This window comes from Acinetobacter zhairuonensis, assembly GCF_022601715.1.
Lineage (GTDB): Bacteria > Pseudomonadota > Gammaproteobacteria > Pseudomonadales > Moraxellaceae > Acinetobacter.
On sequence record NZ_JAKVIM010000012.1, the window covers coordinates 73,564 to 98,152 of the forward strand.

21 protein-coding genes are annotated in these 24,589 nt (G+C 41.5%); 8 read left to right on the plus strand and 13 right to left on the minus strand.

Going from position 1 to position 24,589, the window contains the following annotated elements; genetic code table 11:
• Positions 1–7 precede the first annotated feature (7 nt).
• The 5 genes from tssE to MKI85_RS10975 form a co-directional block, all read right to left on the minus strand.
• The gene (gene tssE / locus MKI85_RS10955) at positions 8–481 is read right to left on the minus strand and encodes a type VI secretion system baseplate subunit TssE (RefSeq protein ID WP_241627727.1); all 474 of its coding nucleotides are present in this window, start codon (positions 479–481) and stop codon (positions 8–10) included.
• An 82-nt stretch (positions 482–563) separates the two neighbouring features.
• Complete coding sequence (locus MKI85_RS10960; RefSeq protein ID WP_016165884.1) at positions 564–1,067, minus strand: Hcp family type VI secretion system effector; 504 nt, start codon at positions 1,065–1,067, stop codon at positions 564–566.
• 48 nt (positions 1,068–1,115) lie between these two features.
• Positions 1,116–2,597 carry a type VI secretion system contractile sheath large subunit gene (gene tssC / locus MKI85_RS10965; protein ID WP_241627730.1) on the minus strand — a complete coding sequence of 494 codons (1,482 nt, stop codon included), beginning with the start codon at positions 2,595–2,597 and terminating at the stop codon, positions 1,116–1,118.
• Positions 2,590–3,099 (minus strand): type VI secretion system contractile sheath small subunit, encoded by a 510-nt coding sequence (gene tssB, locus MKI85_RS10970; RefSeq protein WP_142769225.1) that lies wholly within the window; start codon positions 3,097–3,099, stop codon positions 2,590–2,592. The genes tssC and tssB overlap by 8 nt, the downstream gene beginning before the upstream one ends.
• A 24-nt stretch (positions 3,100–3,123) precedes the next feature.
• Complete coding sequence (locus MKI85_RS10975) at positions 3,124–3,792, minus strand: hypothetical protein (protein ID WP_241627732.1); 669 nt, start codon at positions 3,790–3,792, stop codon at positions 3,124–3,126.
• A gap of 354 nt (positions 3,793–4,146) precedes the next feature.
• Here MKI85_RS10975 and tssH point away from each other — a divergent pair, with 354 nt between their 5' ends.
• The 6 genes from tssH to MKI85_RS11005 are packed head-to-tail and all read left to right on the plus strand — an operon-like array spanning position 4,147 to position 11,720.
• Positions 4,147–6,813, plus strand: a complete 2,667-nt coding sequence (gene tssH, locus MKI85_RS10980; RefSeq protein WP_413351165.1) for a type VI secretion system ATPase TssH — start codon at positions 4,147–4,149, stop codon at positions 6,811–6,813.
• Positions 6,814–6,837: 24 nt separating this feature from the next.
• Positions 6,838–7,956, plus strand: a complete 1,119-nt coding sequence (gene tssA / locus MKI85_RS10985; RefSeq protein ID WP_241627734.1) for a type VI secretion system protein TssA — start codon at positions 6,838–6,840, stop codon at positions 7,954–7,956.
• Positions 7,957–7,961: 5 nt separating this feature from the next.
• Complete coding sequence (gene tssK, locus MKI85_RS10990) at positions 7,962–9,326, plus strand: type VI secretion system baseplate subunit TssK (RefSeq protein WP_241627736.1); 1,365 nt, start codon at positions 7,962–7,964, stop codon at positions 9,324–9,326.
• A gap of 12 nt (positions 9,327–9,338) precedes the next feature.
• A complete protein-coding gene (locus tag MKI85_RS10995; protein ID WP_241627738.1) occupies positions 9,339–10,142 on the plus strand; it encodes a DotU family type IV/VI secretion system protein in 804 nt (267 codons plus the stop codon).
• Positions 10,143–10,156: 14 nt separating this feature from the next.
• A complete protein-coding gene (locus MKI85_RS11000; protein ID WP_241627740.1) occupies positions 10,157–10,750 on the plus strand; it encodes a hypothetical protein in 594 nt (197 codons plus the stop codon).
• A gap of 1 nt (position 10,751) precedes the next feature.
• Positions 10,752–11,720, plus strand: a complete 969-nt coding sequence (locus tag MKI85_RS11005) for a M15 family metallopeptidase (protein ID WP_241627742.1) — start codon at positions 10,752–10,754, stop codon at positions 11,718–11,720.
• A 135-nt stretch (positions 11,721–11,855) separates the two neighbouring features.
• Here MKI85_RS11005 and MKI85_RS11010 read toward each other — a convergent pair whose 3' ends face one another.
• The 8 genes from MKI85_RS11010 to MKI85_RS11045 all read right to left on the minus strand — a co-directional run bounded on the left by MKI85_RS11010 (position 11,856) and on the right by MKI85_RS11045 (position 23,429).
• Positions 11,856–12,005 carry a zinc ribbon-containing protein gene (locus MKI85_RS11010; protein WP_322869399.1) on the minus strand — a complete coding sequence of 50 codons (150 nt, stop codon included), beginning with the start codon at positions 12,003–12,005 and terminating at the stop codon, positions 11,856–11,858.
• Positions 12,006–12,368: 363 nt separating this feature from the next.
• On the minus strand, positions 12,369–12,512 hold the full coding sequence (locus MKI85_RS11015) for a zinc ribbon-containing protein (protein WP_199949998.1): 144 nt from the start codon (positions 12,510–12,512) through the stop codon (positions 12,369–12,371).
• A gap of 151 nt (positions 12,513–12,663) precedes the next feature.
• Complete coding sequence (locus MKI85_RS11020; protein WP_241627744.1) at positions 12,664–14,496, minus strand: DUF4365 domain-containing protein; 1,833 nt, start codon at positions 14,494–14,496, stop codon at positions 12,664–12,666.
• A 67-nt stretch (positions 14,497–14,563) separates the two neighbouring features.
• Complete coding sequence (acnD, locus tag MKI85_RS11025) at positions 14,564–17,188, minus strand: Fe/S-dependent 2-methylisocitrate dehydratase AcnD (protein ID WP_241627746.1); 2,625 nt, start codon at positions 17,186–17,188, stop codon at positions 14,564–14,566.
• Positions 17,188–18,339, minus strand: a complete 1,152-nt coding sequence (prpC, locus tag MKI85_RS11030; RefSeq protein WP_241627748.1) for a bifunctional 2-methylcitrate synthase/citrate synthase — start codon at positions 18,337–18,339, stop codon at positions 17,188–17,190. The genes acnD and prpC overlap by 1 nt, the downstream gene beginning before the upstream one ends.
• 101 nt (positions 18,340–18,440) lie before the next feature.
• Positions 18,441–19,325 (minus strand): methylisocitrate lyase, encoded by an 885-nt coding sequence (prpB, locus tag MKI85_RS11035; protein WP_131327042.1) that lies wholly within the window; start codon positions 19,323–19,325, stop codon positions 18,441–18,443.
• Between the two features lie 23 nt (positions 19,326–19,348).
• Positions 19,349–20,032 (minus strand): GntR family transcriptional regulator, encoded by a 684-nt coding sequence (locus MKI85_RS11040; protein WP_241627751.1) that lies wholly within the window; start codon positions 20,030–20,032, stop codon positions 19,349–19,351.
• A gap of 430 nt (positions 20,033–20,462) precedes the next feature.
• Positions 20,463–23,429, minus strand: a complete 2,967-nt coding sequence (locus MKI85_RS11045) for a heavy metal translocating P-type ATPase (RefSeq protein WP_241627753.1) — start codon at positions 23,427–23,429, stop codon at positions 20,463–20,465.
• Positions 23,430–23,511: 82 nt separating this feature from the next.
• On the opposite strand from MKI85_RS11045, the gene MKI85_RS11050 reads away from it, so the two are divergent.
• Both MKI85_RS11050 and MKI85_RS11055 read left to right on the plus strand, forming a co-directional pair.
• Complete coding sequence (locus MKI85_RS11050) at positions 23,512–23,907, plus strand: MerR family transcriptional regulator (protein WP_241627755.1); 396 nt, start codon at positions 23,512–23,514, stop codon at positions 23,905–23,907.
• Positions 23,908–23,972: 65 nt separating this feature from the next.
• Positions 23,973–24,563 (plus strand): 5-formyltetrahydrofolate cyclo-ligase, encoded by a 591-nt coding sequence (locus MKI85_RS11055; RefSeq protein WP_241627757.1) that lies wholly within the window; start codon positions 23,973–23,975, stop codon positions 24,561–24,563.
• Positions 24,564–24,589: the final 26 nt, after the last annotated feature.

The following is a 24,589-nucleotide window of genomic DNA, read 5'->3' on the forward strand; positions in this document are numbered from 1 at the left end:
CGAAAGCTTAGGACTGTGCAGAAACAACGTATTGTTGTGTCGTCGGTTTTAATAACGCATCAAAAACAACAGGTTCGTACAGCGGATGGATATTTAAATACGCTTGAATGGTGAGGCACAGCGCACCCATATTGTGTCCATCCAATAACATTTCCACTTTAACTTGTCTTAAACGAGGCTCATGTGCCGAAATAGATTGTTCGATAGACTGGCAAATTTTATCTCGATCTAAAGGGTTAGCCGTCGACAATCCAACAAAGTCGATGATGCCAAACTGGATAATGGACTGTTTGGCCAATGGATAATCCCCGATCAAATGATCCAGTTTTGCCATGCGACTATTAAGTAAATCTTCAAGATCATGCGCGACAGATTGTCTTAATTCTTGCAGTGACAGCCCTTTCAAGATATCATTTTCTGGCAGCAAGCGGTCAAAAAGTGTAGAACGGAAACCGTAAGGATATAGCTGATCTAAGCTCATTTTTATGATCTAAATTTGACAAATCGTGATTCAAAAATAGGGAGCAACCTTTGCTACCCCCTATTTTTGGAACTGAATCTAATTAAGCAGCATAAGATGCTGTGTTATTAGACAATGACCATTTCTTAGTCACAGCACCCTTCGCAGTACCATTAATATCTTGCTGGTTATAGGTCCACTCAACCGCTGCATATTTCAAACCAAAGGTTTCTGTCGGTACACCTTCTTCATTCACGCTCGGCGCAACACTCGAAACGAGAACATGTTTCAGCTTGATTTGAAGGTATTTGATACGCTTATCACCATTGGCACGGTAGAAATCAATCTGTACTTCATCAAAGGTATAACCCGCTGAACATGCTTCCCAAAGTTTAGGGCTAGTTGCATCAAGATCTTTCACAAAATGCATGTCCGCATGCTCAACACGTTCTGCAGTATGACCACCCACACTTGAAGACGTTGCTGATTTTGGTTGACGAATATTGTGCGCCCAAGAGTTTACTTCTAACCAACCCTTATGCTCAGAGTCACGTGACTCGCCATCAACTTTGTATTTACCTCGAAATTCGACGTATATATCTTTCATGGAATTATCCTATATTATAAAGTTCTTAGTTATTTAGCTGTTCTTAATTTAATTAGAAGACTGAGGCAACTCAGTGACAAGTCGCAAAGATACGGACAACTCGTCCAGCTGGAAATGTGGTCTTAGAAAAACCACAGACTTGTAGTGACCAGGCTCGGCTGGATTTTCTACAACTTTCACGGACGCTTCTCTTAGCGGAAATTGTGCTTTCGCTTCTTGAGAGGCTCCGTCATCCAGTAATACATATTTTGCTAACCATTCATTTAAAAAGGCTTCAACATTACCAGCAGATGCAAAACTACCGACTTTGTCGCGCATCATGGCTTTTAAATAATGGGCAATTCGTGATACAGCCATAATGTACTGAATCTGACTGGATAAAGCGGAATTGGCATTTGCAGTATCACTATCGTATTTTTTTGGCTTTTGTGCAGATTGCGCACCAAAAAAGGCTGCGTAATCCGTATTCTTACAATGTACTAAAGGAATAAAGCCCAAATCGCTGAGTTCTTTTTCACGGCGATCCGTAATTGCAATTTCAGTTGGACACTTAAATGCCACTTCACCATCGCTGGTTTTAAAGGTATGCACAGGTAAGCCTTCAACCAAACCACCACCCTCGACACCACGGATTGCAGCACACCAGCCATGCATATCAAACGCATTGGTTAAACGGGTTCCAAATGCATAAGCTGCATTCATCCATAAATATTCTTCGTGATTTTGACCTGAAACTTCTTCAACAAAATTGAAGCCTTCGGTTTGCAACCCCTGTTTCGGATCATACGGTAAGCGCCCCAATACACGTGGCATGGTTAACGCCACATAACGGGCATCATCACTTTCACGGAAAGAGCGCCATTGCACATATTCAGCCGTTTCAAAAATTTTCGAAACATCGCGAGGACGGTCAATATCCATAAATGATTCCAGCCCCAACATATTACAGCTGGCTGCCGAAATAAAAGGTGCATGTGATGCAGCAGCAACATGTGAAATCTGTTCAAGTAAATACATGTCTGAAGGCGTACGATCGAACTCGAAATCACCAATCAAAGTCGCATAAGGTGCGCCACCAAAGGAACCATATTCTTCTTCATAAATTTTCTTAAATAACGTGCTTTGGTCAAAGTCTGTCGCACTTTGGAAATCTTTAATCAATTCCTTCTTGGTCGTGTTCAATACACGAATTTTAATCAAAGGATTAGATGGAGATTCTTGGCAGAAATAATACAGTCCACGCCATGTCGACTCGATTTTCTGAAATTCGGCATGATGCATGATTTTGCTGAGCTGTTGCGAAATCAAATCATCAATTTCTGCAATTCGCTTATCAATCGACATCGACATATTGTCAGAAACGGTAATGGTCCCCGCCATAACTTCTTTTGCCAGTTCAGCGATCAAGCTTTTTGCACGGTCATGTTCATCATCATTTCGCGCAATACGACTTTGCTCAACAATCGAATCCAGCAAGGTGAATTCAGCAGCCGTATCCTGCACTGCCAGTGCAGATTGCATATTATTCATGATCTGCACCTACTTCCTGACTCAACTGTCGAACTTGTTCTGTATTTTTTAGAACCTCATCCAGCAAATCTTCTAAACGCTCACTGTTTGAAATTTTATTACGCAAATCTGTTAGACGTTCACGTGCCTCAACCAACTTACGCAAAGGTTCAATTTGCTGGGCAATATTCTCTGGTCTAAAATCTTCCATCGATTTGAAAGTTAAATCCACACCAAAACGACCACCCGTTTCAGTCATGGTGTTCTCAACTTGGAATGCTGCACGGGGTGCAAGCGACTCCATGACTTCGTCAATATTTTCCAAATCAACATTGATAAATTTTTTATCTTTTAATTTGGTTTTTTCATGTTCAGATGCAGCGGAGAAATCCCCCAATACACCCACAACAAAGGGTAATTCTTTAATTTCTTTGCCTTCGCCCACTTCAACGTCATACGTTAATTGAACACGCGGAGGTCGAATACGTTGCAATTTTTTTTGCACGCTTTCACGTTTAGCCATGATGTAAAACCTTAATTGAAATTGTTATAGACCTGCAAATGGATTACCACTGCTGTTCGAATTACTCGAACTGGTATTATTTTTTGCGATGGTCGGTGTTGATTTTGTTTTATTGGATGGAGGATTGGCTTTAGGCTTACTCTTCGTTTTTGAAGTAGAAACTTTTGTTGTTTTTACCTTGCTAGATTTGGTCGAGCTTTGATTTTTTTCTGTAGTATTTAACGCAGTTTCTAATAAAACAGAAGCTGGTTTAGCAGAATCAATGCTACGGATTAGTTCATTCGCAGCAGGATAGGTAATATCCGAACTTAAATAACGCATTTCCTTAGAACGCATTTGTTTTAAGGCGTCATTTGCCATTCCTGTTGCAGCTAAAAACTTAACATCCGTCAGCGTATTACTTTGAACTTTCTCTGCTTCAAGTTGCTGCACAATGGCTAATGCTTTTTCGTTACGACCTAACTGTTGAAAACGCTGAGCTGCTTGAACTAAATAACCATTTTTATTATCTGCATTTTTTTTATCACAGATTTGGCTATATGTTTTTAATAGAGCTGAGTCCGTTTCACCCAAAACTAATGGGTTTTTCTTAATACAGCTTCTAGATATATCCACTTCCGAATTACTAGCGAATGCACTTATAGATACACAGCACAGTGATAAACATGCAGATATCAAAATATTAGTTTTCAAAACAACCTCTATTTATAAAGTATTAGTCTAAAGTTTTAACCATTAATATTGGTTTTTACTTTATGTATTTTTAAAGTAGGCAGATTTAACTAAAAAATAACCGTACAAGTCAAGACAAATTTCGTCACCTTGTGACATCCCGCACATTTAAATAACACTTTTTTTATTAAATTTTATGGTATAAGATGCGCACGACTTTATACCAATTAATTAAAAACATAATTTTTCATGCTAAAAGTTATGATTTTTTGACTAAGAACGCTTGATTATTACTTTATTATTAATGAGTTATTACCTATAAAATCTTGTATTAAAGTAAGCATTTATTCTTAGTCTCAAAAGCTGAGATCCATAATGAATAATTTAAAAGTTTTAATTACAAAATTGTCTAATCCTGTGCGTGAGGCACTTGAAAAGGCAGCAAATTTGTGTGTTTCTCAACAGAATTTTGAAATAGAAATTGAACATTTATTTTCAGAAATTGTTAAACAACATTCAAGAAATGATCTCAAAATATTATTAGAAAAATATAAAATTTCAGAACCTGATTTACTCCGCGATTTATCACACAGTATTGCGCAATTACCCAAAGGGAATACACGCACTCCCATCTTTGCCCTCTCGATTGTTCGACTATTTGAACAAGCATGGTTGGTTGCTTCTGCTGAACAAATCCCTGTGATTCGCAGTAGCCATCTCTTGGTTGCATTATTGACGGCGCCTGATTTATTTCAAATTGCCAGTCGTGCGTCCACACTATTGGAAAATATTCCAATCGACACCATGAAGCATCAATTTTTGCAGATCTGTAAGGACAGCATTGAATCGGATCAGGCAAAGCAAGCAGACACAGCATCAGAAGCTACACCTGTAACAACCGCACCAGCGCGCAGCCCAACGCCTGCATTGGATCAATACACCATAAACTTGACCCAGAAAGCGCAAAAGGGCGAGATTGATCCTGTAATTGGACGTGAGCATGAAATCCGCCTCATGCTGGATATTCTGATGCGTCGTCGTCAAAACAATCCCATTTTAACGGGTGAACCTGGGGTTGGAAAAACGGCTGTTGTGGAAGGCTTGGCATTAAAAATTGTCCAGAATGATGTGCCTGAAGCTTTAAAAAATGTACAACTGCATACCCTCGATATGGGGCTATTACAGGCTGGTGCCAGTGTAAAGGGTGAGTTTGAAAATCGACTCAAACAAATTATTCAAGAAGTTCAAGCTTCTAGCCAAGCCATTATTCTGTTTATTGATGAAGCGCATAGTCTGATTGGCGCTGGCGGTCAGGCGGGACAAAATGATGCTGCCAACTTACTTAAACCCGCTTTGGCTCGGGGTGAACTCCGCACCATTGCAGCAACCACGTGGGCGGAATACAAACAGTATTTTGAAAAAGATGCCGCTTTAAGCCGTCGCTTTCAAGTGATTAAGGTTGAAGAACCAAGCGAAGCCGTTGCAATTGATATGTTACGTGCGATGGTTCCAGTCATGTCGAAACATTTCCAACTGCACATTGACGATGAAGCCATTGTAACCGCGGTACATGCTTCACACCGTTATATTACGGGACGTCAACTGCCCGACAAAGCCATTAGTGTACTGGATACAGCCGCAGCTCGCGTTGCCTTAACCCAGAATGCGCAACCTGTTGCTTTAGATCAACGCCAAGCGCAATTGCACAACTTAGGGCTAGAACTCGCCCTTCTGGAAAATGAACACCGTTGTAATCCTGTTCATCAAGAACGTATCCAGACCATTCAACAATCGATTCAGTCTGTTGAAAATGACATCCAAATCATTCAACAAAAATGGCAACAGGAATTGTCTCTGGTACAGCAAATTCAAGCTTTACAACAATCCGAAGATCAAGCAACTCAGTCCTCTATCACAGAACTGCGTCATAAATTGAGTCAGCTTCAAGGACAAAATCCATTGGTGTTTGATCGAGTCAACGCCCAGATCATTCATGAAATTATTTCAGACTGGACAGGTATTCCTGTGGGCAATATGGTCAGCGATGAAATTAAACAGATTTTAAGCTTAGAAACCAAACTCGGACAGCGTGTTATGGGGCAAACCTATGCCTTAAATCAATTGGTTCAAGGCATCAAAACCTCTAAAGCCAAATTAGAAGACCCGAACAAACCACAAGGTGTCTTTTTACTGGTTGGACCAAGTGGTGTTGGTAAAACTGAAACAGCTTTAGCTTTGGCGGATGAATTGTATGGTGGAGAATCACATCTGATTACCATCAACATGTCTGAATACCAAGAAGCACATACCGTTTCATCTTTAAAAGGGGCTCCTCCTGGTTATGTAGGCTATGGTCAAGGCGGAGTATTAACCGAAGCAGTGCGCCGCAATCCTTATAGCGTTGTATTACTTGATGAAATTGAAAAAGCGCATAGTGATGTGCAAGAACTGTTCTATCAAGTCTTTGACAAAGGCACTCTGGAAGATGGTGAAGGTCGTCTTATCGATTTCAAAAACACCACCATTTTGCTGACCTCAAACACAGGCTCTAGCGCCATTATGCAAGCCTGTTTAAATCAGCCTGTAGAGCAATGGCCTTCTGCAGAAGAATTATTGAATCAGCTCAAACCAAGTTTATATCAACAATTCAAACCTGCCTTTTTAGGTCGCATGCGGATTGTGCCTTACTTCCCTTTACATGATGATCTGCTGATTCAAATTATTGAGCACAAACTGTCAAAAGTCATTCAGCGTCTACAACAGCAATACCAAACACAGGTGCAATATAGTGAAGATGTGCCTGAGTTATTGCTGAATCGTTGTACCGAAGTCGATAGTGGTGCCAGAAATGTTGACCATATTTTAAATGCAACAATTCTGCCTGCTTTGGCAACCGAAATTTTGTTGGCATTAAGCGAACAAAAATTGCCACAACAGATCTGGATTGATGTGAAGGATGATGAGTTTGTGTATGTGCTCGACCCACAAAACAAAGCATCTAAGAAGAAAAATCTTAAAAAATCCAAATTAGCACCGATGTAAGACCCTATCAGATTATTAAACGCCATGCATTTTACATTAGACACCTTACTTGAACCCATTGCAGGTTCTCGCGCATGTGGAGAAGACTTGTCCTTTTCCAATGAATTTCATGCCATTAAAAAAGCCCGTACAGAAGACGATCCCTTACTGGCGCTGGGGGATTGGGTGACTGAACCCAAACAAGCCGATTGGTATTTTGTGGCAGAACAAAGCAGCATTCTACTGGCAAATAAAAGCAAAGATATTCGCCTTCTGACTTGGTTATCTGAAGCTTGGGCACATTTAGATGGCTTTCAGGGTATTGCGAATGGTTTGGAACTGTCCTATCGCCTGTTAGAACAATACTGGCTCAAGTTACATCCTGAAATTGAAGAAGATGATTTAGACCAGCGTTTAGGTTTGCTGAAAGGCTTGGTCAATCAGCTCCCCGTTTTAATTAGAAAAACACCTTTAATTGAAACCGCTCCTGCTTATTGTTTAATGGATTATGAAAATTTCCTCTATCAACACAATCAGCAACGCAAGCAGGCTGAAGATGAAGACTTAACAACAAGTTCGCAACAACTTGAACAATTTGATGCTGCACTCGCAGGCAGTTCCAAAAGTGTTCAGCAACAAAACTATCAAAATTTTGAACTGATTTTGTCGCACTGGGAAAGTCTGAAACAGGTTCTCGATCAGTTAATGCAGTTAGAAGCACCGAGCTTTGCGCAGATTGATTCCCAACTTGAAGACATCCATAAATCTTTAAAAAAAATTTATAAAACGGAAATGTTTCAGTCTAGTCAGAACAGCACTTCCCTGATGACTCCACAAAGTAACGATACAGGCGTAGTACCAGCCGACCAGACACATGCCATGACTACTCTCCTGATGCAACAGCCGCAAGGTTTTCAGCCTTCTGCGCAGAACCATTTACAAAACCGTGAGCATGCCATTCAGGTCTTGCAAGAAATTGCTGATTATTTCCAAACCCATGAGCCGCACAGTCCTGTGAGTTATATGCTGCAAAAAACCGTGAAATGGAGCCAGATGCCTTTGCACGAATGGCTGGCACAAGTGATTAAAAATGAAAACCCGCTCGAATCTGTACAAGAATTATTGGGCATTTCACCGACAAACAATGAAACAAGTAACTGGTAATTTGCATGTTTAAAGCAGAAAAAATTCTTTGGGGTGAAGGACTGTTTTTACGTCCGCAACACTTTCAGCTACAAGACCGTTATCATGAGCAGCATCTAAACCATACCATTCGCTCGACCATTCCCTTTGCGTATGGCATACAAAAAATTCAGTTTGATGAAAGTCAGCTTCACCTGAATGTGTTGGCTTTGGCATCAATTGAAATGCTATGGCAAGATGGTGAAATCTATGCTGCACCTGCACAAGATCTATTGCCTGAACCTATTTTACTGGACCAGTTAAATTTACGCGGTGAAATGCAGATCTATTTGGCAATGCCAATCGTGCAAGCCAATAAGAAGAATGTTGCCTACGAAACAGATGCTCAATCCAGCCGTTACCATTGTTATTTAAATCAAACCCATGACTTGTTTACCGATGCATCGCCTGCGGAAATTTCACTGTTGCAACGTCGTGCTGAATTTAAACTCTTAGAGCCGCATCAGATCCCATCGCATGAAATGGATGGTTTCCTGTATTTACCTGTAGGACGAATTAAGCGACAAAGTTCAGGGCAATTTGAACTCGATCATAAATTTATTCCACCTATCTTGCATATTGAATCCAGCGAGACTTTATACACTCAGCTGAAACGTACACTGAATGTGATACGTGCCAAGATTAAAACCATTCAAACCAATAATCGCGAAAATGAACAAAAACTAATTGAGTTCCGATCTGGGGATATTGTGTCTTTTTGGCTGGTCAATGCCCTCAACACGGCTTACTCCAGCTTGAATCATATTTACCAGCATCCGCAAATTCATCCTGAACGATTGTTCTGCGAATTATTACGTCTTACAGGTTCATTACTGACCTTTTCATCGGCACATGAGGTCGATCAACTGCCCCAGTATCAGCACCATCAATTGCAACAGAGTTTTAACAACTTAGACCAGATTCTGCGGGATTTATTAGACACCATTATTTCGAACCGCTACATCAGTATTAGCCTGAAAGAAACCCGTCCTTCTTACTGGGTTGGTAGTCTGGAAACAGACAAGATTACCCGCGACACCCGTCTCTATGTGTGTGTATCTAGCAGCATGATGCAAACACATGAGCTCATTCAGATTGTTCCATTACGCTTTAAAGTGGGGAGTACGGTCGATGTTGAACAACGTGTGGTTGCTGCCCTGCCTGCCATTCCACTACACCATTTAATTCAAGTTCCAACTGCAATTCCTGTGCGCTCAGGGGTGAGTTATTTCGAAGTAGAGCCACATCATGAGCTGTACCAAAACATGCTGGATGCGGAGAGCATTTGTATTTACGTGCCTTCAGGCTTCCAAGACATCAGTATTGAATTAATTGCCGTCATGAATGCTTAAGGAATAATCGCTATGAATTCAACAACTAAAGCACCTTCTCTATTTGATGACGGTCAAATTGGCAGCAGTGCGCTACCGACTGCCCCAGCCACGGTTCAGCACAGCTCAACATTGACTGACCTGCTGTACGATGGTTTTTATGTGGTGTTTTTAATTCGCAATCAATATGTCCCGAGCAATCCCGCCCAGTTTCGTGAGAAGGTGCTGGATTTGTTGCATCGCTTTGAACAGCAAGCCCGTAAATTGCATTTTTCCGCAGATGACATTCATGATGCGAAATATGCCTATTGTGCATTGCTAGATGAAACCATTGTGACCCAACAAGACGATGCTTTCTTTAACCTGCAAAATGTCTGGCTGATTAATCCTTTGCAATTAAGCTTATTTGGTTCTCAACTGGCAGGTTACCAATTTTTTGAAATTTTGGAGCAATTACGTAGCAAAGGCAAAGACCGTCTAGCGTCTCTGGAAGTGTTCCATTACTGCATGCTATTGGGCTTTCAAGGCAAATATCGCATTGAATCGATTGAAAGTTTAAACCATCTGGTTTCCCGTGTCGGAGATGAAATTGATTACCTTAAAGGTAAAAAAGCCGCATTCTCGCCTTTTTCAGCCCTACCCGATCAAATTAAAAATATCATCCATCGCGAATTGCCCTTTGTCTGGATCATTTTGTTCTTATTGATTTTTAGCCTTCTGGCTTTTGCAGGTTTAAGGTACTCGCTAAACCAACACACACAAAACTCCCTTGCACCATTTAACAATGTGATTACTACGCCAACTGAACAGGCGAATATCACAATTTATTTACCATAAATGGTGGCGGATTTATGGCACAAGACAAGCAAAACTCCATACGCATTTTAAAAGCATCGCCAACCCCAGCTCCAAAACGTTCAAGCCTGTACCTTATTGCAGGTTTTGTCGGTGGCATTCTTTTAAGTTGCGGCTTATTTGTTTTTTTTATTTATGCTCAAGATGCACAACCATCAACGGCATCAACAACACGTAGTGAAACTACAGAGACTGATACATCATCTGCTGCTCCTGAAATAAAGCCTACAAGCAATCTGAATACGCTCACTGAAGCTGAAGATATTGATTATCCGAATCAACTGAATGAACAGGAAATGTCAGCCCTATTTAAGCATCCTGTAAATGGAACAAATACGCTGAATGTTCCAGCACCAAACAGCTCACCTTTTGCCAATCTCGGTCAGGGGCAAGAACCCAAACCTATCAGCAAAGAAGTGGTAATTGAGAAGAAAATTCACAAACCTCAAGCTGTGACTCCAGCTATCAAACCTTTGCCTCAGGGCGTCGTCAAACCTGCGCTTTTGGATCAGCTGGATAAAGAAATTGAATTAGCCCAACCACAAATACAAGCCACACATCCGCCAACTCCAGCAGCGCAATCGAACTAAAATGATTATTTTCATTAGTTGTAGTTTTCTGGCGTTGGTGATTGGCTTGAGCCTGTTGATGTCTTATGAGCTTAGGCTGCGAACCCTCAATTATGTACGGCTAATTTTACCCAGCAGTAAGCAGAAGCTCGGGCATGCACGTCATTTTGCACAAGAAATGGGGTACGCTGCTTCGGCTGAACAGACTCAAACCCATTGGCATTTGCAACAATGGTGGATTCTGATTGCAGGATTTTTTCTGTTGGGCAGTATTGTACTGTTTGCTTTCACTCGACCGATTGATCCGACCAAGGTTGAAGCCAATTATCTGGAACAGGTCGACCCGCAAATTTATGCTCTGTTAAATGGTGAAATACTGACGCCTCCGCCAGAAGTGGATGAACAGTTGGTTGATGCCGCTATTATTGAAGCCATGCAAATGGAACAACAGTATCAGGCACAGAACAACAGTGTGACCGCTCAACCTTTCTCTTTGGAACGGGATAGTACCTTTGAACAAAGTCATGGGCATTTCGATACTTCACTGATTGACCGTAAATGGGATCGCATGAACCCACGCTACAAGCAACGCTTATTGATGGTCTTTAAAATCATGAAAGAACGTCATAACTATGATCTGGTTTTACTGGAAGGTTATCGTAGCCCTGCGCGTCAAAATATGCTGTCTGGCAATAAGAACACTACACGTGCCAAAGCGTTTCAGAGCTATCACCAATTTGGTTTAGCTGCGGATGTTGCTTTTAAACGGGATGGCAAAGTGGTGATTTCAGAACGTGACCCTTGGGCTTGGAAAGGCTATCAACTGTATGGTGAAGTTGCCGAATCGGTAGGTTTAACGTGGGGTGGACGCTGGAAGTCTATACATGATTATGGTCATACCGAGTACCGTATGCCGGGCTTGAAGAAAACAGCAGAAATGGCAGAAAAACTGACCACCGAAGGACAACTTTTAGCACAAGAGTTGAATTAACCAACCGCTCAATTATGACTACTGTACATCAAGCCACATCGTTTTAAATTATGAATGACAACAAAAAGCCCTATGGATTAATAGGGCTTTTTCCAAATCAGGGTTCTCTGTTTTGGTATTGTTACTTAAACACTTTTATTTTTTAAATTGAGTGCAAGCGCATTTGGTACACGGGGGTAAACGATCAGTACCAATTTCTAAGTAGACGCGACGTCCGCATTGAACACAAAAATAGAAACCTGTTCCAGGTTGTTCGCCAGCAGTTACCATTTTGGTTCTCCTTATGTTCTTTTAGAAATGGTATCCCTAGTATAACGCGCTTATGCTGAATGTCTATTGGTCATTTCAAAAAATAATGGTGTCATAAGTGTAAGAAATGATGTATTCAAAAAATTGGTGAACTAACTAAAATTTAATCATTAAAGTGAATATTTGATTACTTTATAAACATAAATAATGCTTTAGATCTCATATACCCTATTCTCTAAGCGTATTGATGGTGAGCATACGTTCAAAGTTTCCAATACAGTTGAGCGTTCCAATCTGTTTTTTACGCTCTTAAATGCTTTTCTTAATACAAATAAAAAGCCCTATCTGGTGTAACAGGGCTTAATTCAAAACAGCGGATAACTGCTTGGTGTTTGCGGCTTAGGCATTCTTACTATTGAATTGATTGCCAAGGCATTTGGTACACGGAGGTAAACGATCAGTACCAATTTCTAAATAGGTGCGGTGTCCGCATTGAATACAAAAATAGAAGCCTGTTCCAGGTTTTTCGCCAGCAGTAACCATTTTTGTTCTCCATGTGTTTTAGAAATGGTGAACAGAGTATAGACAAGCTTTTGAGATTGTAGAGTCTATTTTGTGACCGCAGGGGTCAAAATAGAATCAAAAATTGAAAGCAAATGACTCAAACATAACATTAACCCCAACATTATTTGCCTTACCATGAATCTAATTTCCTAAATAACTCCATATTTTCTTTATACATTTCAGCTTGCCATCTACTATTCCACTTCCAATCATCTTTTCTAGGCTTACATTTTTCACAATCCAAACAATGTCTATTTTTAAACCCCGAATCAGGAATATCACCAAACCCTTGATATGCTATATCAAGCCCCCAACCACCTCCTGTATATTTATATTCCAAACAATGAATAATTTTCATTGTTGCTGAGGGTAACCCAACCATTTTTGCGGGCACACCTAATGCAGATGAATTGAATACCAATAAATTTTCACAATCTTTTAAAACTCGTTCGGGATTATAATCATCCAGTCCCTGCTTAATAATTCTCCCAAACTCATCATTAGGATCATCAAAGTCAAAACCTAATTTTTTAGCATGTTTTTTATAAAAATCTAATTCTTCATCAGGAGATAAATTATACTCTTGATTATCATTAATATATTTTTCTTCTAATTTATCCAAATAATCTAAAAAAAATTCCTGTAAATCTTTTTTTTGAAACCATTCAATCATCTGTCTAGCGACAGCTATATAATTAACCTGATCTTTAGAATGAACTTTTAATGACACAGATACATTGAGAAATAATATAAATAGTTCTTCTTGTTCTGAATTTAATGCTAATTTCAATCCTAAATCAGTACAATAACTCAACCACTCATCTAATGCTTCTAGAGCTTCTTTCTGACCTTCATCACGTAATTTATGAACTAATAAAATAATTGATGTTGCTAATTTAGGAAAAGTATCTAAAAAAATATTTGGATCTTTTTGATCTATGGAGTGATTTACCAATCTTATTGTTTTCAATAAATTAATAGAAACATTTAAAGATGATTGTCGTTGAACCGATTGTGCTATCAGTCCCATTAATGGGTCATTACCTACCATTTTAACAGACATAAAATGATGATAATCAATATTAATTTGTTGTCGTAGAATCCAACTACGACATAATAAAAGTATATAAATTTGATAGTATTTACTAAATTTACTTGTTCTTACCAAACCTAATAGTTGTTTAAATATTTCAAAAGAGGCTCTGTAATACTCTTCACTACCCAATCCTAAATCTTGTTCACAAACTTTTTCTGCATATAGCCCTGCATAAAATCTAAGTTCAATTTTTTCTGTTTTTGAAGGAAAAACCAGATGAATCAATTGCAATAATTTTTCATGTTCTTTTTTTAAATATAATCTTTCAAACTGCTCCATATAGGCATAGTAACTTTGATCTTTAGATTGTTCTAACCAATCCTGTACTTTTTCATCAGTAGATTTTTTAAAAATTTCAGAATAATTTATTTTTTTTAAACCATTCAACCTCAACCAATCAAGATTTATATTTATAGCTTCTAAGAGTTCATTAATATTATCCCTTTTTAAAACATGAGTAGTTTTTAAGTGAACAGTTATTGTATCTTGTTTTTTAGTAAGTGCCTCCTTCATACTAATACGCAATTTTTCATCGTCTTGTAGACTATGCCAATATACTAGTCCATTGGTAACATCCACCACAAACAAGATTACTGCAATCTCTATATTAGACATGTAATATTGCAAACGCTCTAAAGAAATACTGAATGATATTCTTTTACCACCATCAATAATATTTACTTCTTTTTGTCCTTTTATTTGAGCTTTGAAGATAAAACCTGTTGCTTTATCTTGAGATGTATTTATTTCAACCTCACCATCAATACCATAATCTTCTTGATCCTCTTGAGAGCGAAATATCCAATTATCAGGTAAACAGAATTCAAATACTCTACCAGCCCGTCTACCGATTTCTTTTGCATTCATAATGATACCCAATAAAAAACCCCACTCTAAAGTAGGGCTTTTTTTAAACAATTTCAAATACTTTAAATTAAGCTGTTAATTGTTCTTTCTCTTCTTGGCTTTCCAAAAAGTCTTGAGCAAAACGCTGAAGTACACCACCCGCTTCATATACAGACACTTCTTCTTCTGTATCTAGGCGGCAAGTTACAGGCACTTCCACAACTTCATTTTTACCATCTGCCGTTGCACGCTCAATCACCAAAGTTAAAGTCGAACGTGGTGCAATGTTACCAATCACGCTATAAAGCTCAGTACCATCCAACTTCAAGGTATTACGGTTTACACCTGCTTTAAACTCTAGTGGTAACACACCCATACCTACCAAGTTAGTACGGTGAATACGCTCGAAACCTTCTGCGACAATGGCTTCTACACCTGCAAGACGTACGCCTTTTGCAGCCCAGTCACGGCTAGAACCCTGACCATAGTCCGCACCTGCAATAATGATCAGCGGTTGCTTACGGTTCATGTAAGTTTCAATCGCTTCCCACATACGCATCACTTCGCCTTCTGGCTCTACGCGTGCCTTCGAACCTTGTTTCACTGTACCGTCAGAACGACGGACCATTTCGTTAAACAATTTCGGGTTGGCAAAAGTTGCACGTTGTGCGGTTAAGTGGTCACCACGGTGCGTAGCGTATGAGTTGAAGTCTTCTTCAGGCACACCCATTTTATGCAGGTATTCACCTGCCGCAGAGTCCATCAAAATTGCATTTGAAGGCGATAAATGGTCTGTAGTGATGTTGTCACCCAAAATTGCCAGCGGACGCATATTTGCCAAAGTACGTGGCGCAGCCAACGCACCTTCCCAGTACGGTGGGCGGCGAATATAAGTACTTTGTGGACGCCAGTCGTAAAGTGGGCTTTCCGCTTGCTCAACTTCACCCAAGTCAAACATTGGAATGTAGACTTTACGGAATTGTTCAGGCTTCACCGCTTCTTTTACCAACGCATCAATTTCAGCATCAGACGGCCAAATGTCTTTCAGGTAAATTGGATTACTGTCTTTGTCTGTACCCAGTGCATCTTTTTCGATGTCAAAACGAATGGTACCCGCAATGGCATACGCTACAACGAGCGGTGGAGATGCCAAGAATGCTTGTTTCGCATAAGGGTGAATACGACCATCGAAGTTACGGTTACCCGAAAGTACCGCTGTGGCATACAAGTCACGGTCAATGATTTCTTGCTGAATTTTTGGATCTAAGGCACCTGACATACCGTTACAAGTTGTGCAAGCATACGCTACGATACCAAAGCCCAGTTTCTCAAGATCATTCAAAACACCCGCTTCTTCTAAATACAACGCAGCTGCTTTAGAACCAGGTGCAAATGAAGATTTCACCCAAGGCTTACGCACTAAACCAAGCTCATTGGCTTTACGTGCCAACAAACCAGCAGCAACTGTATTACGTGGGTTAGAAGTATTTGTACACGAAGTAATTGCCGCGATGATGATTGCACCATCAGGCATTAAGCCATCAGTACGCTGCTCAACCACACCAGCAATGCCTTTCTCTTTCAAGTCAGCGGTAGAAACACGTGCATGTGGATTTGATGGACCAGCGATGTTACGGGTAACAGTAGAAAGATCAAAACGTAGTACACGTGGGTACTCAGCTTTGGTCATGTCCGATGCCCAAAGACCAATTTCTTTCGCGTACTGTTCAACCAATGCCACTTGTGCATCTTCTCGACCAGTCAGGCGTAAATAATCAATGGTGTTTTGGTCGATGTAGAACATCGCCGCAGTTGCACCGTACTCTGGGGTCATGTTGGAAATCGTCGCACGATCACCGACTGACATGCTGTCTGCACCTTCACCAAAGAATTCGAGGTAAGCACCAACCACACGTTCTTTACGCAAGAACTCGGTCAAGGCAAGTACGATATCCGTAGCTGTGATACCCGCTTGACGTTGACCAACAAACTCAACCCCAATAATGTCTGGTAGACGCATCCAAGATGCACGACCCAACATGACATTTTCAGCTTCTAAGCCACCGACACCGATAGAAATGACACCTAAAGCGTCCGTATGTGGGGTATGTGAATCCGTACCGACACAAGTATCTGGGAAAGCTACACCATCACGCGCCTGAATCACTGGAGACATTTTCTCCAAGTTGATTTGGTGCATAATGCCGTTACCCGCAGGAATCACATCGACATTTTCAAATGCAGTTTTGGTCCACTCAATAAAGTGGAAACGGTCTTCGTTACGACGGTCTTCCACTGCACGGTTTTTCTCAAACGCGTCTGGGTCAAAACCACCGTATTCCACGGCTAAAGAGTGATCCACGATCAACTGCGTAGGTACGACTGGATTGACTTTAGATGGATCACCACCTTTGTCTGCAATCGCATCACGTAAACCTGCAAGGTCAACCAATGCAGTTTGACCCAAGATGTCATGACATACCACACGCGCAGGATACCAAGGAAAATCCAGATCCTGACGACGTTCAATCAACTGTTTTAAGTATGCAGTTAAGTTTTCTGCATCTGCGCGACGAACCAACTGTTCTGCCAACACTTTAGAGGTGTATGGCAATGTCGCATAAGCACCAGGCTGAATATCTTCAACGGCTTGGCGTACATCATAGTAATCTAATGATGTGCCTGGCAATGTCTTACGATATTGGGTATTCATTAAGCACGCTCTGCTAAAGGTTTGAATTCGAGGTTTTCAGGGCCTGTGTAGTTCGCACTTGGACGGATAATTTTGCCGTCTTGACGCTGTTCAATCACGTGTGCTGACCAACCTGCGGTACGGGCAATCACGAATAATGGCGTGAACATGGCTGTTGGAACACCCATCAAGTGGTAGCTCACCGCACTGAACCAGTCGAGGTTCGGGAACATGTTTTTCACTTCTTTCATCACGGCTTCTAAGCGTTCCGCAATCAAATACATTTTTTTGTTTTCTTGTGCATCCGCCAATTCAAGTGCAACTTGCTTAATCACTTCGTTACGTGGGTCAGCAATGGTGTAAACAGGGTGACCAAAACCAATCACCACTTCTTTGTTTTCTACACGCTTACGAATGTCTGCTTCTGCTTCATCTGCATTGTCATAACGCTGTTGAATCACGAATGCAACTTCATTCGCGCCACCATGTTTCGGACCACGTAATGCACCAATTGCGCCTGCAATCGTGGAGTACATGTCTGAACCTGTCCCTGCAATCACCCGTGAAGTAAAAGTAGAGGCATTAAACTCGTGCTCTGCGTACAAGATCAATGAAGTGTGCATCGCCTGAATCCATTGTTCACATGGTTTTTCACCGTGTAACAAATGCAGGAAGTGCGCACCAATTGAGTCATCATCGGTTTCAACTTCAATGCGTTTGCCGTTGTGGCTGAAGTGGTACCAGTACAGCAACATTGAACCGAAAGATGCCATTAACTTGTCTGCGATGTCACGTGCACCTGCATAGTTATGGTCTTCATGTTCTGGAGTTAAGCAACCTAGAACCGAAACGCCTGTACGCATCACGTCCATTGGATGTGCATATGGAGGAAGCTGTTCTAACGCAGCTTTAAGTGATGCTGGTAAACCGCGAAGTGCTTTGAGTTTATTTTTATAAGCTTTCAGTTCAGCTTTGTTGGGTAATTTGCCGTGCACCAAAAGGTAAGCCACTTCTTCAAATTCACTTTGACCAGCAAGGTCTAAAATGTCATAACCACGGTAGTGCAAGTCATTACCACTACGACCTACGGTACAAAGGGCTGTATTACCCGCAACTTGACCGCTTAGTGCAACTGACTTCTTTGGCTTAAATCCTGTTGTTGTAGCATTCATAAGATCTTCCTTCTTCCATTGGGTGGATCAAATCATTGTTATTCATCGTGACTGCTGTATTTCCTGTGCGGACACGATGAATTGTCCAGTAAATTCTGTTGTTATTTATTTTTTACAAAAGAGGCATCAAGGTACTGTTCAAATGCATGGTAGTTAATACGGTCATACAATTCTTGACGGGTTTGCATGGTATCGACCACGTTCTTTTGCGTGCCTTCTTTACGTAAGGTGGTGTAGACGTTTTCTGCTGCCTTGTTCATGGCACGGAAAGCAGAAAGTGGATACAGCGCAATGCTCACATCCGCAGAAGCCAATTCTTCTGTGGTGAATAAAGGTGTAGAACCAAATTCAGTAATGTTCGCTAAAATAGGCACATGGGTCGCAGCAGCAAACTGCTTGTACATTGCCAATTCAGTAATCGCTTCTGGGAACAACATGTCCGCACCTGCTTCAATATAAGCCCCTGCGCGGTCAATCGCAGCTTGTAAACCTTCTACTGCTAACGCATCGGTACGTGCCATAATCACAAACTTGTCGTCACCACGTGCATCAACAGCTGCTTTAATACGATCCACCATTTCTTGTTGTGAAACAATGGCTTTGTTTGGACGGTGACCACAACGCTTTGCACCCACTTGGTCTTCAATGTGCATTGCTGCTGCGCCAAACTTGATTAACGCTTTAGTGGTACGTGCAATATTGAATGCAGAAGCACCGAAACCTGTATCTGCATCGACCAATAAAGGTAAGTCACACACATCGGTAATACGGCGTACATCTGTCAGAACGTCATCAAGGTTGCTAATGCCCAAGTCAGGTAGACCTAGAGAACCTGCCGCAACACCACCGCCAGATAAGTAAATTGCTTTATAGCCCGCACGTTTTGCCAATAAAGCATGGTTGGCGTTGATGGTACCGACCACTTGTAAAGGATGCTCGCTAGCGACTGCATCACGGAATTTCTGTCCTGCTGATAACGTTGACATAAGTTCTCCCTCTCTCCTCACGATTAAGAAAAATGTTGTTGAATATTTTGATATGACGAAGCGATATGACGGCGCATGAGTAACTCCGCCAGTTCTGCATCACCTTCGGCAATCGCATCTAAAATACGGATATGTTCCGACAAGGCTTTGTGTGGACGATTTGGTGTTTTGGAATACTGGACTCGGTACATCCGAATCAAGTGATACAACTCATCACACAGCATCTTTTCTAGGGTTTTATTGCCACAATTTTTAATGATGCAATAATGAAAATCGTCCTGACCTTCTTGTAAGTAATATCCTTTACCTTCTTTAAAATCTGGATCTTGCGCATGCATATGCAACACTTCACGCAAGTTTAGAATTTGTTGCTTATCGATGCTTTGTGCCGCCAAACGACATGCCAGACCTTCTAAATTTTCACGAATTTGGTATAGCTCGAATAATTGCTGATGTGACAAGGACACCACACGCGCACCGACATGCGCAGTACGTTCAACCAGTTTTTGCCCTTCTAAACGATGAATCGCTTCACGTAAAGGACCACGGCTGATGCCATACACACGCGCCAGCTCAGGTTCAGAAATCTTGCTGCCCGCTGCAATTTCACCACTCACAATCGCAGTTTGAATCTTTCTGAAAATTTGGTCTGTTAAAGTCGCGGTAGCAACCTGTTTAGTCTGTGTAGACAGCTCGTCAGTTAGCATATTGTCAACAATCAGTTCAATTATTAGCTAAAATAAGCACAAATAAATTAAATTGCAATAAGATTGTCAACAACTTTGGTATTAGAGTTGCAAACCTGATTGAAGATGACTTGACAAAGATTAAGTAGAATCATAACTGGCTTCCATTCTGAAGATGTTGCATTACCACACCTCAATAAATTATTTTAATTCAATGTTTTAAATCTTATTTCCATGCCTGTTCCGTGATAGAACCACAATTTTTATCGCGATGTCATGACCTGCTCTATGAACACTGGGCTAGAGTCAAATCACGCAATTGTCCCGAATGACCCTTGAGTTTTATTGTCGACACTTCAGTTTTTGTTTTGCTCTATCTGTTATGCCGTAATCGAAAAAAAGCCTCAAGGAAATGCTTGAGGCTTTTGTTACCATTTATATGCTGTGCGACTTACTTCGCCTTTTGTAAACGTAAGGCATTCAGTACCACTGATAGTGAACTGAGTGACATTGCCACCGCAGCAAACATTGGTGTGAGCAACAAACCAGTCAATGGATAGAAAATCCCTGCGGCTACGGGTACACCTAAGCCATTATACAAAAATGAAAATGCGAGGTTTTGTTTCATATTACGTACGCCCAGTTTCGCCATATGTACCGCATCGGCAGCACCGCGAATATCGCCTTTGACTAAAGTCACTTGTGCGGTTTGTTTGGCAATATCGGTTCCGTTACCCATCGCAATCCCAACATTGGCTTGTGCAAGGGCTGGCGCATCATTAATCCCATCCCCCGCCATCGCGACAATTTTACCTTGGGCTTGATACTGCTTCACGATTTCCAATTTTTCGGTTGGGGTACAGTTGCCATAGACATGCTGAATCCCCAACTCTTTTGCCACCAGTTGTGCATTTTTCTCATGGTCACCAGTTGCCATCACCACTTCAATGCCATCATCGATCAACTGTTGAATCACTTGATGAGCATTGGCTTTAATCGCATCGTGAATAGAAATATAAGCAAGCACTTCGTCACTATTGCTTAAGAAACTGATCACATTGCCCATTGCACGCTGTTGATCCAGTTGACTTTGTAGTGAGGCATCTAAAGTAATGCCAAGTTGTTCCAGTAACTTTTGACTGCCAATATAAAGCGTTTGCGCACCAATCTGACCTTTGACCCCAAAGCCTGTGACATCTTCAAAGTCTTCCACTTTCAACAACTGCTGTGCAGGCACCAATTGCGTCAAGGTTTGTGCAATCGGATGACTTGAAAACTGCTCAATCGAGGCAATCCACTGTTCCGCCTGAGCTTGCTCTACATTTGGACTTAACACACGAATTTCTTTTAAACTCGGTTTCCCTTCAGTCAGCGTCCCTGTTTTGTCGATAATTAATGTATTGACCTTACTTAAGGCTTCGATCGCTTCTGCATCTTTAAACAAGACCCCTTTTTGCGCTGCACGACCTGTGGTTGCCATCACCGACATTGGTGTGGCTAAACCGAGCGCACATGGACAGGCAATAATCAGCACTGCCACGGCACACATCAAGGCTAAGTCAAATTGCGCGCCACCAAACAGCATCCACGCCACGAAGGTCAGTAGGCTAATGATTAACACCACAATCACAAAATATTTGGCAACGACATCGGCTAAACGCTGTAGTGGTGCTTTAGAACGTTGTGCTTCTGCGACCGTCTGAATCATTTTCGCCAAAGTGGTATTGGCACCAACTGCAGTGGTTTGTATGCGAATACTACCTTGCTGATTCACCGTGCCACCAATCACGCTGTCATGCACTTGTTTTTTTACAGGCACAGGCTCGCCCGTCATCATTGCTTCATCGACATAGGTCTTGCCTTCAACCACCACACCATCCAGTGGAATCTGCTCACCTGAGGAAATCTGTAAAATATCCCCTTGTTTGACCATACCAATATCCACCTCAACCACTTGATCGGCTTGCACCAACTTCGCTGTGTTGACTTGCAGTTTCAGCAAGGATTTCAGTGAATCTGCGGTCTTGGCACGGGCTTTGAGCTCCATAACTTGCCCAAGTAAGCTTAAGGACACGATCATACATGCAGCTTCAAAGTACACCGCCACGCCATGTCCTGCCTTGGCCTCCATGGGAATCACACTCGGAAAAATGGTCGCCACTACACTATAAATATAGGCCGCCAACACCCCGACGCCAATCAAACTCCACATATTCAAATTGCGGGTTTTATAGGATGTCCAGCACCGCTCTATAATCGGTTTACCCGCCCAGAGCACCACGGGCGTCGCAAGCACCAGTTCGATCCACGGCTGAATATGCGGTGAAATAAAACTGTGAATATGTGAAGCCATCGCCATTACGAACACGATTAGGGTTAAGGGCAAAGTCAGCCAAAACCGATGGCTAAAATCGACCAATTCTGGGTTGGGGGCATCATTTAAAGTTGGCTGCATCGGCTCAAGTGCCATGCCACAAATTGGACAAGTCCCCGGTCCCTTTTGCACAATTTCAGGATCCATGGGACAGGTATAATCCATATCTGCTGCACCCTCAGGTACAGGGCGCTCATCTGGTGGAATCAAATAAAACTCAGGGTCCGCCTTAAACTTATCTAAGCATGATGGATTGCAGAAATAATAGGTTTGCTGTTGATAGTCAGTTTTGAGTTCGGTGTTCGGGTCAACAGACATGCCACAAACTGGGTCAATAAACGCTGGTGCTCCAGATTGCGCAGTGTGTTCATGTTGATGTTTGCCACCACCACAGCAACTACTTGTTGCGGGTTCTACTTTGGGCTTTGGTGCACAGCAACTTGACTCTGAATCTGCTGATTGAGTTTCTAGTTTTTTGGATTCTGTGCCGCAACAAGATGCTGTTTTCTGGGTTTCTGGTTTCGCAGAGCCACAACATCCTGACGCTTTCGGAGTATTCTCTACTTGAGTCGTGACATAAGTTTCAGGTGCAGCTATAAATTTTTGCTGACATTTTTCACTACAGAAATAGTAATTCTGCCCCTGCCATTCCGTATGTGGTTTGCTTATGTCTGTGACAGTCATGCCGCACACAGGATCAATAAAGCTTTCTGTTTTAGTCACTTCACTTTGCTTGTGTTTGCTCGAACACCCACAGCCTGATGATGCCACTGTACCTTCAGTTGGAGATGATGCATTGTTGACATCTGTTTTCGGTTGACTACAACAAGCGCTAGGCGTTTTTTCTGAGCCTAAATATGCTTCTGGATTTGCTGCAAATTTGTTTAAGCAACCTGAACAACAGAACAAATATCGAACCGATTGATACGCATAGGCATGTGGAGAATCCTCTGCAACTGGCATACCACACACAGGATCCACATTTATTACAGATGGCGATAATTTGTCTTTGGAACAGCAAGAAGTTTTGTGTTGTTCACTCATTCTGACTCACCTTTTATTTTTTGATTGTGTTAGCATAAAGTCTGTACCTAGGTACTGAGTCAAGCCTTTTGGAGATTATTTTATGCTCACCATCGGCAAACTGGCAAAACACTGCCATGTCAATGTAGAAACCATTCGTTATTATCAACGCATTGGTCTGATGCGCATTCCTGAAACAACTCAGAACTATCGTTACTATGGTCAGCAAGATATTGAAACCTTAAGCTTTATCCAAAAAGGTAAAGATGCAGGCCTACAACTCAGTGAAATTCAGGATTTATTGCACTTACAACTGGATGATCGTGAAAAGGTCCGAGAAGTCATTCAGCAACGACTAGAAAAAATTGACCAACGCATTCAAGAATTGAATGCCTTAAAACAGCGCCTATCGAGTTGGGTAGATGAATGCAGAACCACGGAAAATAACTGTTGTCCAATTTTGCAAGAACTGAAAAAAAGTTCGTCCTCCTCGCTCTAAACTGATTGTTTTACTGGTCATCACACTGACTAAAATCTCAAATAAACTCAGGACAGCACTTCATCATGTTGATCGAACTGACCCAACTAAGAAAAAAAATTCGTAAGCAACGAAAACAGGTTTCCGTTTTACAGCAACAATATTCTGAACAACACATCCTAAATCGGCTCAGACATTTACCCGAATTTAAACATGCCAAGCATGTCGGTATTTATTTACACGCTTTTGGTGAGATTCAGACGCGTAAAATTATTGAATATTGCTTCCATCAAAAGAAATCCGTTTACTTACCCATGATTTGCAATATGAATCAGCGCTTGGTCTGGGTCAAAATTTCACTGCATCAATTTTATAATCAGCGCTTTTCTTATCATCCCTTTGGAATGCAAGAACCGATGGCTAGCCGTGGGCAACATGTCTCACATTTAGACTTGCTGATTATGCCTTTACTCGCCTGTGATGCATTCGGAACACGTATTGGGATGGGCGGTGGCTTCTATGACAAAACCTTAGCCTCTGCACCCTATCACAGACCCTTTCGATTAGGATTAGCCCATGCCTTCCAATTGGTGCCTCAAACCTTAATTCGGGAACCGTGGGATCAACCCTTAGATGCACTACTCATGCCCCAACAATTTTTACGTTTCAACCGTTAAAATTGGTATTTCTGACTGTTGTGAAT